Here is a 17281-nt window from a genome sequence, read left to right on the forward strand (position 1 = left end):
CGCCGACCGCATCCCGAGAGGAAGACCCATGAAGGCAGTCCGTTTCCACGAGTTCGGCGGCCCCGGCGTGCTCCGCTACGAGGACGCCGAGCAGCCCGTCCCCGGCCCCGGGCAGGTGCGCATCCGGGTCGCGGGCACGTCGTTCAACGGCGTCGACGCGACCATCCGCGGCGGCACCATGCAGGGCCCCATCCCCGTGACGCTGCCGCACACGCCGGGCATCGACGTCGCCGGCACCGTCGACGCGCTCGGCGAGGGCGTGAGCGCCCCGGCCGTCGGCGACGCCGTCGTCGGCTTCCTGCCGATGACCGGGGACGGCGCCGCCGCGGAGTACGTGCTGGCCCCGGCCGAGGTGCTCACCGCCGCGCCCGCGACCGTCCCGCTGCCCGACGCCGCGGCGCTGCCCATCGTCGGGCTCACCGCGTACCAGGCGCTGTTCGAGCACGCCGGCCTGCAGGCCGGGCAGCGCTTGCTGGTCAACGGCGCGGGTGGCGCGGTCGGCGGCTACGCCGTCCAGCTGGCCCGGGCCGCCGGCGCGCACGTGATCGCCACGGCCGGCCCGCGCAGCGCCGAGCGGGTGCGGGCCGACGGCGCCTCCGAGGTCGTCGACCACACCGCCGGCGACGTCGCGGCCGCGGTTCCCGAGCCGGTCGACGTGGTGCTCAACCTGGCGCCGGTGGAGCCGGAGCAGCTCGCCGCGCTCGCCGGCCTGGTCCGGGACGGCGGCGTCCTGGTCAACACCACCGTCTGGATGCCGGCGCCGTCGGACGAGGCGCGCGGGGTCCGCGGGATCGACCTGTTCGTCCGCAGCGACGCCGCCCAGCTGGCCGAGCTGGTGGCCCGGGTGGACCGCGGCGAGCTGCGGGTCGACGTCGCCGAGCGCGTCCCGCTGGACGGGCTCGCCGAGCTGCACGAGAGGGCCGCCGGCGGCGGGCTCAGCGGCAAGGTCGTCGTCGTCCCCGCCGCCTGAGGCCGGCGCCGCGGCGTCCCTCCTGTGAGGGGCGTCGCGGCGGGCGGCGGCCCGCGGGCCCGCACGGGCCGGACGCGGCTGGGAGACTGGACGGCGACACACCGACCGCGCCCCGCCGCACCGCCCGGGGGACCGAGCCAGCAGGGGACCATGCCGCACGACCTCGCCGCCGTCCTGTTCGACATGGACGGCACGCTCGTGGAGACCGAGCAGCACTGGGGAGCGGCGCTGTTCGGCCTCGCCCGCCGCCTGGGCGGGGAGCTCAGCCCCGCCGCCCGCGAGGCCACCGTGGGCACCAGCATGCGCACCGCGCTGGGGATCCTCTACGCCGACCTCGGCGTCGACCGCGAGGACGTGTGGGAGGCCGACGCCGCCGACGTCGAGGCGACCGTCGCGGGGCTGCTCGCCGAGGACGTGCCCTGGCGGCCCGGCGCCCGCGAGCTGCTCACCGAGGTGCGCGCCGCCGCGCTGCCCACCGCCCTGGTGACCACGACGCCGCGCGCGCTGGCCGACCTGGTGATCGCCCGCCTCGCCGCCGACCTCGACGTCCCGCCGTTCGACCTCACCGTCTGCGGCGACGAGGTGCCCGCCCGCAAGCCCGACCCGGCGCCCTACCTGCAGGCCACCGCGGCGCTCGGTGTCGACCCGGCCGCGTGCGTCGTCGTCGAGGACTCCGCGGCCGGGGTGGCCGCGGGGCTGGCCGCCGGTGCCGCCGTGCTGGGCGTCCCCTCGCTGCAGCCCCTGGCCCCGGCCGACGGGCTGGTCCTGCGCGACACGCTGGCCGGCGTCGGGCTCGCCGACCTCGAGCGCCTGGTGCTCGACCGGGACGCCGCCCGCCGCTGACCGCTCAGGCCGCGACGAGCTGCCGGCCGCGGGAGACGACCAGCCGCACCCGGGCCAGGGCGGCCACGTCGCGGGTGGGGTCGCCGTCGACGAGCAGCAGGTCGGCGTCCAGGCCCGGCGCCAGCCGCCCGGTGCGGTGCCCGAGCCCGCAGGCCCGGGCCGCGCCGGCGGTCGCCGTCGCCAGCGCGTCGGCGGCGAGCACCCCGGCGCCCGCCAGCGAGGCGACCGCCCGCGCCACGATGCCGTGCGGCTTGCCCGGCGCGATCCCGGAGTCCACCCCGCTCACCAGCCGCACCCCGGCCGCGTGCAGCCGCGCCGCGTCGGCGGCCCGCGCCTCCTCGGTCATGCCGAGGCGCGCGATGAGCGCCTGCACCCGCGGTGGCGGGACGGCGCCCTCCGCCAGCCCGAGCGTCGGCCCGACGACCACGCCCGCCCGGGCCAGCTGACCGGCCAGCCCGGGCGGCACGCCCCAGCCGGTCGCGGTCAGGCACGAGCAGTGCTCGATGCCGTCGACGCCGGCGGCGAGCACCTGCCGGACGGCGGACAGGGCGTGGGCGTGCGCGGTCACCGGCAGGCCCAGCCGGTGCGCCTCCTCGACGACGGCGCGCACCTCCGCGGCGGTGAACTGGCAGGCGGCCATGTCGGTGCCCGGCGTCATCGCCCCGCCGCTGGCCATCAGCTTGACCACGCCGGCGCCCCGCCCGGCCCGCTCGCGCACCGCGGCCCGCAGCGGCCCGGCGCCCCGCACCCCGCCGCCCATGCCGGCGCAGTGGCCGCCGGGAGAGGTGAGCGGCGGCCCCGAGGCGACGACGGTCGGGCCGTCGTCCGGCGCCCGCTCGACCACCGCCCAGCCGACGTCGCCGAGGTCGCGCACCGCCGTCACCCCCGCGGCGAGGTGCTGGCGCAGGGACCCGGCCACGGTCGCGTCGACCTCGGCCGGGGAGAGCTCGGGCAGCCGGTCGAGGGCGCGCGGGCCGCTGTCCCCGCACAGGTGCACGTGGGTGTCCACCAGACCGGGCAGCAGGGTCGTCCCGGGCAGGGCGGTGACGGGCACGCCGTCGGGCGCGGCCGCCGACGCCGGCTGTACGCCCACGATGCGGCCGTCGTCGACCAGGACGAGGGCGCCGTCGCGCAGCACCCGCTCGCCGTCGAAGGCGCGGTCGGCCCGGTAGCCCCGCATGGCGGCTCCCTCCGCGAGGAGGCGCCCGACGCTAGGCCGGGGGACCGGCGCGGTCGACGGGACCCGGCGCGTCTCGCTCGGCCGCTCCGGGTGCCACGCCGCTCCGGGTGCCACGCCGTTCCGGGGGCGACGCCGCCCCGGGTCAACCGGCGACGGCGGCCGGGCCGGTCAGGGCGAGCGCGCCGGCCGGGGTCACGGTGAGCGCGCGGGGGAGGCCCGGCACCGGGGTCACCCACTCCCGCTCGAGGGCGGTGCGCAGCAGCGCCGCGCCCAGGGCGCCGCCGAGGTGGGGACGCCGCTCGGTCCAGTCGAGGCAGGCGCGCAGCAGCGGGCGGCCGCCCGGCGGTGGGGCGCCGCACACCTCGGCGGACCAGCGCCGCCCGGCCGGGGTGAGGGCGAGGCCGCCCCCGATGTCCAGCAGCCCGCGGGCGGCGAGGGCGTCGAGGGCGGCGACGCCGACGCGGCCGGCCAGGTGGTCGTAGCAGGTGCGGGCCTCGGCCAGGCGGGCGTCGGCCCGGACGGCCCGCAGGGAGCGCGGGCGCTCGCGCTCGCCGGCCAGCGCCCCGAGGTCCTCCAGGGCCGCGGCGACCTCCGGGCCGGCCAGCTCGACGTAGCGCGCCCGGCCCTGCCGCCGCTCGGTGAGCAGGCCGGCGCCCACGAGGAGGGTGAGGTGCTCGCTGGCGGTGGAGCGGGCGATGCCGGCGTGCCGGGCCAGCTCGCCCGCCGTCCAGGCCCGGCCGTCGAGCAGGGCCAGGCACATCGCCACCCGGCTGCGGTCGGACAGCAGCCCGGCGAAGCGGGCGAGGGAGGCGGCGGACACCGGCACGCCGCCATCCTGGCGCACCGACGGTTCGGTCCCCGCCGAACACGGGCGCGGCCAGGGTGGGCCCGTGCTGACCTCCGCCGTCCTCGAGGATCCCCGCTACCGCGTCCCGGCCGCGCCGCCCGCGGCGACGGGGCTGGCCTGGCTGCGCTCCCGGGTGCCGCGCTTCTGCGACGGGCCCGAGCACGCCCGCCGGCGGGCGGGGCTCGACGCCCTCCTCGCCACCCTGACCGTTATCCCCAACTCATGCGCCGATCCGGCGGTGGTGCTGCTGGAGGGGCTCGACCTACCGGCCGAGCGAGCCGGTGACGTCGCCCGGGTGGCGGCCGCCTACCAGCCGCACGCCCCGCAGTCGGCCGATGCCGACGCCGCCCTCGAGCGGCTGGTGGCGGCCTGCGGCGGGCGCGGCGACGACACCGCCGCGCGGCTGTGCCTGCTCGTGCAGGCGCACGCCGGCCTCGCCGCGCTGGCCCGGCAGCGGCGGGAGGGGAGGCCGGGGCCGCCGGTGCCGACCACCCGGCGGGTCGCGCCGGACGGCACCGAGGTGGAGGTGGACCTGGCCGGCGCGCCGTTCGGCCGGGGCCCGCACGCCTGCCCGGGCCGGTCGCTGGCCGAGGCCTGGGCGGCGGTGCTCCCGTGAGCGCCGACCCGCACGGCCGGGCCGCCTTCCGGGCCCTGCACGCCGGGCCCGCGCCGCTGCTGCTGCCCAACGCCTGGGACGTCGCCTCGGCGCTCGCCCTGGCCGCCGACGGGCACCCCGCCGTCGGCACCACCAGCCTGGGCGTCGCGGCGGCCGCCGGGCTGCCCGACGCCGCGCGGGCGGCGCGTGCGGCGACCCTCGACCTCGCCGGGCGGCTGGCGGGGCTGCCGGTCCCGGTCACCGTCGACCTCGAGGACGGCCTCTCCGACGACCCCGCCGAGGTGGCTGCCCTGGTCGCCGGGCTGCCCGCCGCCGGGGTGAACCTGGAGGACAGCACCGGCGGGCGCCTGGCCGACCCGGGGCGGCACGCGGCGAAGGTGGCCGCCGTCGCGGACGCCGCGCCCGGGGTGTTCGTCAACGCCCGGGTGGACACGTACTGGCTGGGGGAGCGGGCCGACCTCGCCACCACCCTCGAGCGGGCGCGGCGCTACGTGGCCGCGGGCGCCGACGGCGTCTTCGTGCCCGGCCGGCTGACCGCCGACGAGATCGCCGTCCTCGCCGCCGAGCTGCCCGTGCCGCTCAACGTGCTCGCCGGCCCCGACCACCCGCCGCCCCGGCTGGCCGGGCTGGGCGTCCGCCGGGTGAGCACCGGCTCGCTGCTGTTCCGCGCCGCGCTCGACGCCGCCGTGGCGGTGGCCCGGCGGCTGCGCGACGGCCAGCCCGCCCCACCCGCGACGCCCTACGCCGAGGTCGACGCCCGCACCGCGGCCCTCGGCGCCTGAGCCCCCGGGCAGCGCTCCGGCGGCGGTGCCCCCGCGATCATGGAGCCCGCGTGGCGACATCCCGACGCCGCCCGGCGTGTCGCCACCGCGGCTCCATGATCGCGGCCGGGGACGGGACGAGCGCTCGCGGTCGGCTCCGGACGCGGACCCGGACGGGGAGCGCGCGGACCGTGCCGGAGCGCGTCAGTCGCGCTCGACGACCGGCAGGGTGCTCCAGCCCGCGGCGGCCGCGGCCTCGGCCGGGAACGGCGGGGGAGTGCCGCCGAAGGAGGGGCACAGCGCCTGGTGGTCGCACCACCCGCACAGCCGGGTGCGGTTGGGCCGGAAGTCGCCCGTGGCCACCGCCCGCTCGATCGCCGCCCAGATGGCCAGCAGCGTCCGCTCGAAGCGCAGCAGCTCGGCCTCCTCCGGCGCGTAGGTGAGCGCGTCGCCGTCGCCGAGGTAGATGAGCTTGAGCTGGGAGGCCACCACGCCGCGGGTGCGCCACAGCACCAGCGCGTAGAACTTCATCTGGAACAGCGCCTTGGACTCGAACGCCTCGCGCGGCATCGACCCGGTCTTGTAGTCGACCACCCGCAGCGCGCCGTTGCGGGCGACGTCGAGCCGGTCGACGTACCCGCGCAGCAGCAGCCCGTCGGGCAGCGTCACCTCGACCAGCTGCTCGCGGCCCTCGGGCTGGATGCGGGTCGGGTCCTCCAGGCGGAAGTAGGTCTCCACCAGCTCCCCGGCCGAGGCCAGCCACGCGTCCAGCGACGGCGGCTCGGCGCCGTCCTCACCCGGGGCGAAGAGCGCGGCGACCTCCGGGTCGGCCTGCAGCTCCTCCCACGCCGGCGCCACCAGGCCGCGCGCGGCCTCGACGGTGCGCTCGGCCTGCGGCAGGTCGTAGAGGCGCTCGAGGACGGCGTGGACCAGCGTGCCGCGCACCGCCGCGGCGCTCTTCTTCTCCGGCAGCCGGTCGATGGTGCGGAAGCGGTAGAGCAGCGGGCAGGTCTTGAAGTCGGCCGCGCGGCTGGGCGACAGCGACGGGCGGCGCGGCGCCTTCTCCGCGTCGGGAGCCTGCTCGCCGCCGTCGGACGCGGTGTCGGGGGAGAACACGGCCGTCATGTCATCGAGGCTAGGTCGCCCCACCGACAGTCCTGCGTCCCCGCGCCGGGGACGGGCACCTGCGGCGCTCGCCGTAGGCTGGCCGCCCGTGACCGAGCAGCCCGAGCCCAGCCAGACCGCCGACAGCGCCGCCCCGGCGCCCGCCGCCGGGCCGGCGCCCGCGGGGGACGAGCCGGCGGGAGAGGAGCAGGCGCCGGCCGGGCGGACCCCCGTCGCGGGCGCGTTCGCCGTCGGGGACCGGGTGCAGCTCACCGATCCGAAGGGCCGGCTGCACACCGTCGTCCTCGAGCCCGGCAAGCAGTTCCACACCCACCGCGGCGCCATCTCCCACGACGACCTCATCGGCGCCCCCGAGGGGTCGGTCGTGCACTCCACCGCCAACACCGGCTACCTGGCGCTGCGCCCGCTGCTCGCCGACTTCGTCCTCTCCATGCCGCGCGGCGCGCAGGTCATCTACCCCAAGGACGCCGCCCAGATCGTCGGCAGCGGCGACATCGGCCCCGGCATGCGGGTGCTCGAGGCCGGCGCCGGCTCCGGCGCGCTCACCTGCTCGCTGCTGCGCGCCGTCGGGGAGTCCGGCCGGGTCACCAGCTACGAGCGGCGCGAGGACTTCGCCGACGTCGCCCGCGGCAACGTCGGCGCCTTCTTCGGCGGCGTGCCGCAGAACTGGGACCTGCGCCTCGGCGACCTCGCCGAGCACCCCGCCGAGGAGGTCGTCGACCGCGTCGTCCTCGACATGCTCGAGCCGTGGGCGGTGCTGCCCACCGTGGCCGCCGCGCTCCGCCCCGGCGGCGTCCTCGTCGGCTACGTCGCCACCGTCACCCAGCTGTCCACCTACGTGGAGGCGCTGCGCGCGCAGGGCTGCTGGACCGAGCCCTACGCCTGGGAGTCGCTGGTCCGCCCCTGGCACGCGGTGGGCCTCGCCGTGCGCCCGGAGCACCGGATGGTGGCCCACACGGCGTTCCTGGTGACCGCCCGCCGGCTCGCCGAGGGCGTCGTCGCGCCGGTCCGCCAGCGCCGCGCCCAGAAGTAGGAGGACCCCGCTGCCCCCCGTCCCTCGCAGGCTCGGGACGGGACCCTGCAGCGGGGCCGTACCAGTCCCCCACCCCGCCCGCGAGCCACGGGCAGGACGTCGGCAGGCGTGTATAGATTTGCCTCCTGGCTCCCCCTGATGTGTGCGGAGGTGCGCGATGGGCCCCGGCCTTGGCAATGGTCCCGACGAGTTCCGAGCGCGGCGCGAGCGTGACGTCTCCGCCCTGCTCGCCCAGATCTCCTACCTCGAGGAGGAGATCGGCCTGCTGCGCCGCAAGGTGTCCGAGAGCCCGCGCCAGGTGCGTGCGCTGGAGGAGCGGATCGCCGAGGCGGAGGGCCGCGCGGCCTTCCTCTCCGACCGCAACGACAAGCTGGCCGGCACCCTGCGCGACGCCCGCGAGCAGCTGGTCACGCTCAAGGAGGAGATCGACCGGCTCGGCCAGCCGCCGTCGGGCTACGGCGTCTTCCTGGGCCGGCACGACGACGGCAGCGTCGACGTCTTCACCGGCGGCCGGAAGCTGCGGGTGTCGGTGTCGCCGGCCGTCGAGGTCGACGGCCTGCGCCCCGGCCAGGAGGTCATGCTCAACGAGGCGATGAACGTCGTCGAGGCGCTCGGCTACGAGAAGCAGGGCGACGTCGTCATGCTCAAGGAGCTGCTCGAGCCCGTCGACGGCGTCACCCAGCGCGCGCTGGTCATCGGCCACACCGACGAGGAGCGGGTCGTCTACCTGGCCGACTCCCTCACCGGGCAGCCCCTGCGCGTGGGCGACTCGCTGCTGCTGGAGTCGCGGTCGGGCTACGTGTACGAGCGGATCCCCAAGAGCGAGGTCGAGGAGCTCGTCCTCGAGGAGGTCCCCGACATCGACTACTCCGACATCGGCGGGCTGTCCCGGCAGATCGAGCAGATCCGCGACGCCGTGGAGCTGCCGTTCCTGCACGCCGACCTGTTCCGCGAGTACGAGCTGCGCCCGCCCAAGGGCATCCTGCTCTACGGCCCGCCCGGCTGCGGGAAGACGCTGATCGCCAAGGCGGTCGCCAACTCGCTGGCCAAGAAGGTCGCCTCCGTCCGCGGCGAGGGCGTCAACCAGGCCAAGAGCTACTTCCTGAACATCAAGGGCCCGGAGCTGCTCAACAAGTACGTCGGCGAGACCGAGCGGCACATCCGGCTGGTGTTCCAGCGGGCCCGGGAGAAGGCCAGCGAGGGCACCCCGGTCATCGTGTTCTTCGACGAGATGGACTCGATCTTCCGCACCCGTGGGTCCGGGGTGAGCTCCGACGTCGAGTCCACGATCGTCCCCCAGCTGCTCAGCGAGATCGACGGCGTCGAGGGCCTGGAGAACGTCATCGTCATCGGCGCCTCCAACCGCGAGGACATGATCGACCCGGCGATCCTGCGGCCCGGCCGCCTCGACGTGAAGATCAAGATCGAGCGGCCCGACGCCGAGGCCGCCCGCGACATCTTCAGCAAGTACCTCAAGCCGTCGCTGCCGATCAGCGCCGACGACCTCGCCGAGAACGGCGGCAGCGCCGAGGCGACGATCCAGGCGATGATCCAGCGCACCGTCGAGCGGATGTACACCGAGAGCGAGGAGAACCGCTTCCTCGAGGTCACCTACGCCAACGGTGACAAGGAGGTCCTGTACTTCAAGGACTTCAACTCCGGCGCGATGCTGCAGAACATCGTCGACCGGGCCAAGAAGATGGCCATCAAGGAGAGCCTGGAGAGCGGGTCCAGCGGTCTGCGGGTCGGCCACCTGATGCAGGCCTGCGTCGACGAGTTCAAGGAGAACGAGGACCTGCCCAACACCACCAACCCCGACGACTGGGCGCGGATCTCGGGCAAGAAGGGCGAGCGGATCGTCTACATCCGCACGCTCATCAGCGGCAAGGGCAGCGACTCCGGCCGCGCCATCGACACCGCCACCAACACCGGCCAGTACCTCTGAGGCGGCCCCGGCCGTCCCGTCCGCGGACGGGACGGCCGGGGCCCGCGGGCCTCTACCCTGTGCCCCGACGCGCCCGCCGGGGCCGGGCGGACGGGAGGGCGGGCTCATGCGCACCGGGCACCGCGCCGTCGCCGCATCGGTGGCCGCCCTGGCCTCGCTCGTGCTCGCCGGGTGCACCACCACTGTCGACGGCGAGGCGTTCTACGCCGGCCTCGAGGTCGCCAAGCCGACCGTCCCGCCCGCCGAGGGCACGCTCGACCCCGCCGAGGCGCCGGTCGTCGGCACCTGCTCGACGATCGCCGAGGGGCAGCAGAGCACCCCGCTCGACCCGCCGGCGCCGGTGGAGTGCTCCGGCGACCACAACGCCGAGACCGCGGTGGTGGGGGACAGCGGCCTGGCCGAGGACGCGCCGCACCCCACCCAGGCCGACCTCGACGACCTCGACAGCCGGATCAGCCGGGCGCTGACCGACCTGTGCGACCTCGACGTCGTCCGCGAGTACCTCGGCGGGGACTCCCTCGACGACCCCTATGCCTGGTACGCGCCGTACCTGCCCACCGCCGAGCAGTGGGCCGCCGGCGCGCGCTGGATCCGCTGCGACGTCTTCTACGGCTACCTGGTGCCCGAGCCCGCGCCCGGGATCCTCGCCGACGCGCTGGCCGGGTCCGACCCGGCGCGGCACCGCACCTGCTTCGTCGGTGCACCCGCCGACTACGGCGTCGCCCCCTGCTCGGAGCCGCACGAGGCGGAGCCGGTGGGCACCGAGGTCGCGGCCCTGCCCGAGGGCGGGCCCTACCCCGACGAGCCGACCCGCCGCTCGGTGGTCGGCTCGTGCACGAACGTCGCGGAGGACTACGGCGGCGGCGAGGTGCCCAACGGCTACGTCGTCGACGTGTGGGTGGACACCGCCGAGGAGTGGCCCGAGTACTCCTACGGCCGGTGCGTGCTCGTGCCCGCCGGGGGTGGCCGGACGACGACGAGCGTCCGCGGCTGACCTGCCCGCGCGCCCCCACGCCGGCCCGGGGAGCACGTCCCGGGCGGGGCCTAGTCTCGGTTCCATGAGCGTCAGGCGGGTGATGGGGACCGAGGTCGAGTACGGCATCTCGGTCCCCGGGCAGCCCACGGCCAACCCGACCACCCTCTCCAGCCAGGTGGTGAACGCCTGGGCGGTGGCCGACGCCCCGACCCGGCGGCGCCCGCGGTGGGACTTCGAGGAGGAGTCCCCGCTGCGCGACGCCCGCGGGTTCGACCTCTCCCCGGCGCAGGCGCTGGACCACAACGACCTCGACGAGGACTCGGGGATGGCCAACGTCATCCTCACCAACGGGGCGCGGCTCTACGTCGACCACGCCCACCCGGAGTACTCGACGCCGGAGGTCACCAACCCGCGCGACATCGTCCTGTGGGACAAGGCCGGCGAGCGGGTGATGGCCGAGGCCGCCCGGCGGGCCGCGCGCATCCCGGGCACCCAGCCGATCCAGCTGTACAAGAACAACACCGACGGCAAGGGCGCCAGCTACGGCGCCCACGAGAACTACCTGATGGACCGGCGGACGCCGTTCATCGAGATCATCCGCGGGCTCATCCCGTTCTTCGTCACCCGGCAGGTGTTCGCCGGCGCCGGCCGCGTCGGCATCGGCACCGAGGGCCGCACCCAGGGCTTCCAGATCTCCCAGCGCGCCGACTTCTTCGAGGTCGAGGTGGGCCTGGAGACGACGCTGAAGCGGCCGATCATCAACACCCGCGACGAGCCGCACGCCAACCCCGACGAGTACCGCCGGCTGCACGTGATCATCGGCGACGCCAACCTCGCCGAGCTGTCCACCTACCTGAAGGTCGGGACGACGGCGCTCGTGCTGGACATGATCGAGGCGCGGGCGCTTCCCGAGGACCTCTCGATCGAGGAGCCGGTGGCGGCGCTGCAGGCGGTCAGCCACGACCCCTCGCTCACCCACCTGGTGCGGCTGCGCGACGGCCGCCGGATGACCGCCGTCGACGTGCAGCGGGCCTACCTCGACCAGGCGGTGGCCTTCGTCGAGCGCTCCGGCGGCGCCGACGAGCAGACCGCCGACGTGCTGCGCCGGTGGGCGGAGGTGCTCGACGACCTCGCCGTCGACCCCATGCGGCTGGCCGACCGGCTCGACTGGCCGGCCAAGCTGCGGCTGCTGGAGGGCTACCGGTCCCGCGACGGGCTGGGCTGGGGCGACCCGCGGCTGCACCTGGTCGATCTGCAGTACTCCGACGTCCGCCCGGACAAGGGGCTCTACCACCGGCTGGTGGCGCGCGGGTCGATGCAGCGGCTGCTCACCGAGGAGGAGGTGACGCGGGCGATGGTGACGCCGCCCAGCGACACCCGGGCGTTCTTCCGCGGCGAGTGCCTGCGGCGCTTCCCGGCGCAGGTGGCGGCCGCGTCCTGGGACTCGGTGGTCTTCGACCTCGGCCGGGAGAACCTCGTGCGCATCCCCACGATGGAGCCGCTCAAGGGCACCCGCGACCACGTCGGCCTGCTGTTCGAGTCGACGTCGAGCGCGCAGGAGCTGGTCGACACCATCACCGGGGGCTGAGTGCCCTCGCCGGTGGAGGCCGCGCGGGCGCTGGCGGCCGACGTGCTGGCGCCGGCGGCCGCCGGGGTGGACGCCGCGGGCGTCCTCCCGCGCGGGCACCTCGACGCGCTGGCCGCGGCCGGGCTGTACGGCGTGGTGGGGCCGGCGTCGGCCGGCGGTCTCGACGGCGACGGCGCGACGCTGGCCGCGGTGGTCGAGGAGCTGGCGGCGGGCGACCTCGCGACGGCGTTCGTGTACCTGCAGCACCACGGCGTCGTCGGGCGGCTGGCCGCGACCGGGACGCACCCGGAGCTGCTGGCGGACCTGTGCGCCGGGCGGGTGCGGGCGGGCATCGCGCTGCAGGCCGCGACCCGGCCGGACGCCCCGCCGGTGACCCTCCGGCGCGACGGCGGCGACCTCGTGCTCGACGGCGCCGTGCCGTGGGTGACCGGGTGGGGCCTGGTCGACGTGCTGATGGTGGCCGCCCGCGACGGCGACGACGTCGCCTTCGTGCTCGCCGACGCGGCCGCGGGCCCGACGCTGGAGGCGGTGCCGCAGCCGCTCGTGGCCGTGCAGGCCAGCGCGACGGTGGAGCTGCACCTGCGCGGCCACCGCGTGCCGGCCGGCCGGCTGCTGGGCGCCACGCCGCTGGCCCAGGTGCGGGCGGGCGACGCGGCCGGGCTGCGGGTCAACGGCTCGCTGGCGCTCGGGCTGGTCCGGCGCTGCGCGGCGCTCGTCGGGCCCTCGCCCCTGGACGCGGCGCTCGAGGCGGCGCGCACCCGGCTCGACGCCGCCGGGCCAGCGGACCTGCCGGCCGCGCGGGCGGAGGCGGCGGCCCTCGCGCACCGGGCGGCGGGCGCGCTGGTGGTGGCGTCGGGGAGCGCGGCGGCCCGGGCGGGCAGCGTGGCGGAGCGGACCGCGCGGGAGGCGGTGTTCCTGCTCGTCTTCGGCTCCCGGCCGGCCGTCCGCGCGCACCTGCTGGGCGCCTTCGGCGCGGCCGGCTGAGCCCGCGTTCGGCCGCCCGCATGTCGGTACCTGCGGGTAGTTTCGGCAGCAGCACGCACTCGGCGCGCACCAGGGGAGGGCACATGGCCACCAGGGACACCGGCGGGCAGCAGCGCGCCACGCGCTCGCGCGAGGAGACCGACGAGGTCGAGGCCTCGGCCGACACCGAGGTCGCCGAGCGCCACAAGGAGATGTCCGAGGACGTCGACGCCATCCTCGATGAAATCGATGACGTCCTCGAAGAAAATGCCGAGGAGTTCGTGAGATCGTACGTGCAGAAGGGCGGAGAGTGACGATCCTCTCGCTCTGAGTAACTCGGCTCGGCGGATGTCCAAGCGTTGTCCGTCATGCGACGAGGTCAAGCCGCTGTCCGCTTATGGGCGGAACAGATCTCTGCCTGACGGGCTGTCCTTCTACTGCCTCGCGTGCAATCGGGAGCGCAACGGCCGGTGGTACCGGGAGCGTCGGCGTCGGCAGGGGCGAGAGGTCCGCGACCACTCCTGGGTGCCCGACGGGTTCCGATGGTGCCCGTCGTGCCAGCAGGCCGTGGCGCACGAGGACTACACCCGGTCGAACAGGAAGCCGTCGGGCTTCGGTAGTCAGTGCAAGGCCTGCAAGCGCTCCGCGGACATGGACCGCTACTACGCCAGTCGTTACGGACTCGACCGAACCGGCATCGCTGAACTGCGCGCGAGGCAGTGCGACATGTGTGCCCTCTGCGGCGAGCCGAGGCCCGGGCACATCGACCACGACCATGCGACGGACTTCGTCCGGGCGCTGCTCTGCGAGCGCTGCAACCTGGCGCTGGGCCTCCTGCGGGACGACGCGTCCCTGATGCGGGCCGCGGCGGACTACGTCGAGGTGCACCGGCTCCGCTACGCCAAGGCGCAGGGGACGCTCGACCCGGCCGACCCGACGCTGCGTCGGCTCCTCAGCGGTGGCGCTCCCTGAGTCACCGTCTCCGGCCGGCAGGACGCCTGCGGCCACGGCGCCGGCCGAGCCGGCGGAGGTGAGGTCCGTCGGCGCACCCGCTCGTCGCGATCGCCGCGGAGCGGTGCCGTCCCCTCCAGCTCGGTCCGGTCCACCACCTACCGCTGCACCGGACCGCACCGCCGGGTCGCGGCCGGCGCACGCTAGCCACGAGGGCCCCGCCCACCAGGCCTCCCGGCGTCCCGGGTGGGGGACCGGCCCCGCCGGTAGGGTCGACGGCGAGCAGCCGCGGGTCGCCCGCGGCACGTCGAGGAGCACCCCGCAGGGGCGCGGAGAGGGTGGACGGGTTGACCCAGTCGCACACGGGCCGGAGCGGCTTCCCGCCCGCCTACCTGGACCGCGTGGGCTCCTCGTTCACCGACTTCCTCGCCGCGGCGGCGCCCGACCTGCTGCCCAGCAGGCGCACGGTGCCGTCGGTGAACGCCGGCGACCTCACCCCGCACGGCACCACGATCGTCGCCGTCACCTACGCCGGCGGCGTCCTCATGGGCGGCGACCGCCGCGCCACCATGGGCAACCTGATCTCCAGCCGCGACATCGAGAAGGTGTACCCGGCCGACACCTGGTCGGTGATCGGCATCGCGGGCGCCGCCGGCATCGCCATCGAGATGGTGAAGCTCTACCAGGTCGAGCTCGAGCACTACGAGAAGATCGAGGGCCTCACCCTCAGCCTCGACGGCAAGGCCAACCGCCTCGCGCAGATGATCCGCGGCAACCTCGGCGCCGCCCTGCAGGGCCTCGCCGTCGTCCCGCTGTTCGCCGGCTTCGACCTCGACGCCGCCGCCGGCACCACCCCGGGCCGGATCTTCAGCTACGACGTCACCGGCGGGAACTACGAGGAGCGGGGCTACGCCGCCGTCGGCTCCGGGTCGCTGTTCGCCAAGAACTCGCTGAAGAAGACCTGGCGGTCCGGCCTCGACGCCGACGCCGCCACCCGCACCGTCGTCGAGGCGCTCTACGACGCCGCCGACGACGACTCCGCCACCGGCGGCCCCGACCCGGTGCGGCGGCTGTACCCGATCGTCTACCGCGTCGACGCCGAGGGCGCGGTGCGCCTGACCGACGCCGAGGTGGCCGGGATCGCCGACACCATCGTCGGCGAGCGCGCCGAAGCCGACCGCGAGAACGTCGACCGGGGGTTCTGACGCCGTGACCATGCCCTACTACGCCTCGGCCGAGCAGGTCATGCGTGACCGCTCGGAGTACGCCCGCAAAGGCATCTCCCGCGGCCGCAGCGTCGCCGTCCTCACCTACGCCGACGGCGTCCTGTTCATCGCCGAGAACCCCAGCTCCACGCTGCACAAGGTCGGCGAGATCTACGACCGCATCGGCTTCGCCGCCGTCGGCCGGTACAGCGAGTTCGAGAGCCTGCGGGTGGCCGGGGTGCGCCTGGCCGACGTCCGCGGCTACTCCTACAACCGCCGCGACGTCACCGGCCGGGTCATCGCCAACGCCTACGCGCAGACCCTCGGCGCGATCTTCACCGAACAGATGAAGCCCTACGAGGTCGAGCTGTGCGTGGCCGAGGTGGGCGACAGCAGCGAGGCCGACCAGCTGTACCGGCTCACCTTCGACGGCTCGGTCGTCGACGAGCCCGACTTCGTCGTCATGGGCGGGCAGGCCGAGGCGGTCACCGCCCGGCTGCGGGAGGACTTCCGCGCGGGCCTGCCGCTGTCCGAGGCGCTGATGGTCGGCGTCCGCGCGCTGTCGGCGTCCAGCCCGGCTCTGCCGGGCAACGGCGGCGACGGGCTGCTGCCGGCCGCGCAGCTGGAGGTGGCCGTCCTCGACCGGCGGCGGCCCAAGCGGGCCTTCCGCCGGGTCGTCGGCGCGGCGCTGAACGGCCTGCTCGGCGACGGCGGCGGCGCGCCCGCCCCCGAGGCCGCGACGCACGCGCACGCCCCCAGCGCCCCCCAGCCGGGCACCCCCGCGGGCCTGGGCGACCCGGCCGCGCCGGACACCGCCGGCGGCGCCGTCGACGGCCCCGCGGGCGTCGACGGCGAGGGGTGACCGGACCGTTGCGCAGGGAACCGGCCGGAGTCGCATCCGGCGCCTAGGCTCGGGCCGTGGACCGACGGATCTTCGGGATCGAGACCGAGTACGGCGTCACGTGCACCTTCCGCGGGCAGCGCCGGCTGTCCCCGGACGAGGTCGCCCGCTACCTGTTCCGCCGGGTGGTGTCCTGGGGGCGCAGCTCCAACGTGTTCCTGCGCAACGGGTCGCGGCTGTACCTCGACGTCGGCAGCCACCCCGAGTACGCCACCGCCGAGTGCGACGACCTGACCGAGCTGGTCGTCCACGACAAGGCCGGGGAGCGGATCCTCGAGGGCCTGCTGGTCGACGCCGAGCAGCGGCTGGCCGAGGAGGGCGTCACCGGCGACATCTACCTGTTCAAGAACAACACCGACTCGGCGGGCAACAGCTACGGCTGCCACGAGAACTACCTGGTGGGCCGGCACGGGGAGTTCTCCCGGCTGGCCGACGTGCTCATCCCGTTCCTGGTCAGCCGGCAGCTGGTGGTCGGCGCGGGGAAGGTGCTGCAGACCCCGCGCGGGGCGATCTACTGCGTCAGCCAGCGCGCCGAGCACATCTGGGAGGGCGTCTCCAGCGCCACCACCCGCTCCCGGCCGATCATCAACACCCGCGACGAGCCGCACGCCGACGCCGAGCGCTACCGGCGGCTGCACGTGATCGTCGGCGACTCGAACATGAACGAGACGACGACGCTGCTCAAGGTCACCATCACCGACCTGGTGCTGCGGATGATCGAGGCCGGCGTGCCGATCCGGGACATGGCGCTGGAGAACCCGATCCGCGCCATCCGGGAGATCAGCCACGACATCACCGGCCGCCGCAAGGTGCGCCTGGCCAGCGGCCGGGAGATGAGCGCGCTGGAGATCCAGGCCGAGTACCACTCCCGCGCCGCGGAGTTCGTCGACCGGGAGGGCTTCGGCCCGGTGCACCGGCAGATGCTCGAGCTGTGGGGGCGGGTGCTCAAGGCCGTCGACACCGAGGACCTCTCGCTCATCGACCGCGAGATCGACTGGGCCACCAAGCTCAGCCTCATCGAGCGCTACCGGGCCAAGCACGACCTGTCGCTGTCCAGCCCGCGGATCGCCCAGATGGACCTCGCCTACCACGACATCTCCCGCACGCGGGGCCTGTACTACCTGCTGGAGCGCCGCGGGCAGGTGCAGCGGGTGGCGCACGAGCCGCGGGTGTTCGAGGCCAAGAACGTGCCGCCGCAGACCACCCGGGCCAAGCTGCGCGGGGAGTTCATCCGCAAGGCCCAGGAGAAGCGGCGCGACTTCACCGTCGACTGGGTGCACCTCAAGCTCAACGACCAGGCCCAGCGCACCGTGCTGTGCAAGGACCCGTTCAAGAGCGTCGACGAGCGCGTCGAGAAGCTCATCGCCTCGATGTGAC

17 protein-coding genes are annotated in these 17281 nt (G+C 75.7%); 14 read left to right on the top strand and 3 right to left on the bottom strand.

What is annotated here, in order from left to right:
- Positions 1-28: 28 nt before the first annotated feature.
- Entirely contained in the window at positions 29-970 is a 942-nt protein-coding gene (locus ACI79X_RS14715; protein WP_457026157.1) for an NADP-dependent oxidoreductase, read from the top strand.
- A 150-nt stretch (positions 971-1120) separates the two neighbouring features.
- The gene (locus ACI79X_RS14720) at positions 1121-1813 is read left to right on the top strand and encodes an HAD family hydrolase (protein ID WP_457026158.1); all 693 of its coding nucleotides are present in this window, start codon (positions 1121-1123) and stop codon (positions 1811-1813) included.
- Between the two features lie 4 nt (positions 1814-1817).
- On the opposite strand, the gene ACI79X_RS14725 is transcribed toward ACI79X_RS14720, so the two are convergent.
- Together ACI79X_RS14725 and ACI79X_RS14730 are read right to left on the bottom strand one after the other, a co-directional pair.
- Entirely contained in the window at positions 1818-2993 is a 1176-nt protein-coding gene (locus ACI79X_RS14725) for an amidohydrolase family protein (RefSeq protein WP_457026159.1), read from the bottom strand.
- Between the two features lie 142 nt (positions 2994-3135).
- Positions 3136-3819, bottom strand: a complete 684-nt coding sequence (locus tag ACI79X_RS14730) for an ArsR/SmtB family transcription factor (RefSeq protein ID WP_457026160.1) — start codon at positions 3817-3819, stop codon at positions 3136-3138.
- Between the two features lie 64 nt (positions 3820-3883).
- Between ACI79X_RS14730 and ACI79X_RS14735 the strand changes: the two genes are divergently transcribed.
- Together ACI79X_RS14735 and ACI79X_RS14740 are read left to right on the top strand one after the other, a co-directional pair.
- Positions 3884-4456, top strand: coding sequence for a hypothetical protein (locus tag ACI79X_RS14735; RefSeq protein WP_457026161.1), 573 nt, complete (start codon positions 3884-3886; stop codon positions 4454-4456).
- The gene (locus ACI79X_RS14740) at positions 4453-5238 is read left to right on the top strand and encodes an isocitrate lyase/PEP mutase family protein (protein WP_457026162.1); all 786 of its coding nucleotides are present in this window, start codon (positions 4453-4455) and stop codon (positions 5236-5238) included. The genes ACI79X_RS14735 and ACI79X_RS14740 overlap by 4 nt, the downstream gene beginning before the upstream one ends.
- A gap of 183 nt (positions 5239-5421) precedes the next feature.
- Here ACI79X_RS14740 and ACI79X_RS14745 read toward each other — a convergent pair whose 3' ends face one another.
- The gene (locus ACI79X_RS14745; protein WP_457026163.1) at positions 5422-6342 is read right to left on the bottom strand and encodes a RecB family exonuclease; all 921 of its coding nucleotides are present in this window, start codon (positions 6340-6342) and stop codon (positions 5422-5424) included.
- Positions 6343-6430: 88 nt separating this feature from the next.
- On the opposite strand from ACI79X_RS14745, the gene ACI79X_RS14750 reads away from it, so the two are divergent.
- The 10 genes from ACI79X_RS14750 to pafA all read left to right on the top strand — a co-directional run bounded on the left by ACI79X_RS14750 (position 6431) and on the right by pafA (position 17280).
- A complete protein-coding gene (locus tag ACI79X_RS14750; protein ID WP_457026164.1) occupies positions 6431-7375 on the top strand; it encodes a tRNA (adenine-N1)-methyltransferase in 945 nt (314 codons plus the stop codon).
- A 157-nt stretch (positions 7376-7532) separates the two neighbouring features.
- Positions 7533-9320 (top strand): proteasome ATPase, encoded by a 1788-nt coding sequence (gene arc, locus ACI79X_RS14755; RefSeq protein ID WP_457026165.1) that lies wholly within the window; start codon positions 7533-7535, stop codon positions 9318-9320.
- 106 nt (positions 9321-9426) lie between these two features.
- Complete coding sequence (locus ACI79X_RS14760; RefSeq protein ID WP_457026166.1) at positions 9427-10314, top strand: septum formation family protein; 888 nt, start codon at positions 9427-9429, stop codon at positions 10312-10314.
- 64 nt (positions 10315-10378) lie between these two features.
- The gene (gene dop / locus ACI79X_RS14765) at positions 10379-11884 is read left to right on the top strand and encodes a depupylase/deamidase Dop (protein WP_457026167.1); all 1506 of its coding nucleotides are present in this window, start codon (positions 10379-10381) and stop codon (positions 11882-11884) included.
- Complete coding sequence (locus ACI79X_RS14770; RefSeq protein ID WP_457026168.1) at positions 11885-12868, top strand: acyl-CoA dehydrogenase family protein; 984 nt, start codon at positions 11885-11887, stop codon at positions 12866-12868.
- 83 nt (positions 12869-12951) lie between these two features.
- On the top strand, positions 12952-13161 hold the full coding sequence (locus ACI79X_RS14775; protein WP_073419843.1) for a ubiquitin-like protein Pup: 210 nt from the start codon (positions 12952-12954) through the stop codon (positions 13159-13161).
- 253 nt (positions 13162-13414) lie between these two features.
- Positions 13415-13819: an endonuclease domain-containing protein gene (locus ACI79X_RS14780; protein ID WP_457026169.1), complete on the top strand. Its 405-nt coding sequence runs from the start codon at positions 13415-13417 to the stop codon at positions 13817-13819.
- Between the two features lie 326 nt (positions 13820-14145).
- On the top strand, positions 14146-15003 hold the full coding sequence (prcB, locus tag ACI79X_RS14785; RefSeq protein WP_457026170.1) for a proteasome subunit beta: 858 nt from the start codon (positions 14146-14148) through the stop codon (positions 15001-15003).
- A gap of 10 nt (positions 15004-15013) precedes the next feature.
- A complete protein-coding gene (gene prcA, locus ACI79X_RS14790) occupies positions 15014-15865 on the top strand; it encodes a proteasome subunit alpha (RefSeq protein WP_457026228.1) in 852 nt (283 codons plus the stop codon).
- 56 nt (positions 15866-15921) lie between these two features.
- Positions 15922-17280 (top strand): Pup--protein ligase, encoded by a 1359-nt coding sequence (gene pafA, locus ACI79X_RS14795; RefSeq protein WP_457026171.1) that lies wholly within the window; start codon positions 15922-15924, stop codon positions 17278-17280.
- Position 17281 lies beyond the last annotated feature (1 nt).

The sequence above is a fragment of the Geodermatophilus sp. SYSU D01119 genome, assembly GCF_054049975.1.